Genomic DNA, 415 nt, shown 5'->3' on the forward strand with positions numbered 1-415 from the left:
CGCTGGTTTGCGCGGGTGAGCTAGGTTTTATAAGGAAGATCGGTAAACTGCGCAGAGCCTTATTCCGGAGAGTTTTTCATGGTCAACAGTTGGCGCGTGCAACAAGCCGCACAAGCCGTTCGCGCAGGGGCAGTAATTGCCTATCCAACCGAAGCGGTCTGGGGCCTGGGTTGCGATCCGTGGGATGAAGAAGCGGTCTATCGTCTGTTGATGATCAAGGGCCGGTCTGTGGATAAAGGCCTGATCCTGATTGCCGACAATATCCGGCAGTTTGATTTTCTCTTCGAAGATTTCCCGGATGTGTGGATGGACCGCATGGCCAGTACCTGGCCGGGTCCCAATACGTGGCTGGTGCCCCATCAGGATTTGTTGCCCGAGTGGATTACCGGTGTGCATGACACGGTGGCGTTGCGGG

The 415-nt window shown here is 55.9% G+C and carries 1 protein-coding gene; it reads left to right on the forward strand.

The annotated features are described in order from the left end of the window. Window positions 1-78: 78 nt before the first annotated feature. Window positions 79-415 (forward strand): L-threonylcarbamoyladenylate synthase (locus SxD43FB_RS24120; protein ID WP_141249670.1); only part of this gene is annotated, 337 nt, incomplete at its 3' end.

This window comes from Sphingobium sp. D43FB (genome assembly GCF_002312805.1).
GTDB lineage: Bacteria > Pseudomonadota > Alphaproteobacteria > Sphingomonadales > Sphingomonadaceae > Sphingobium.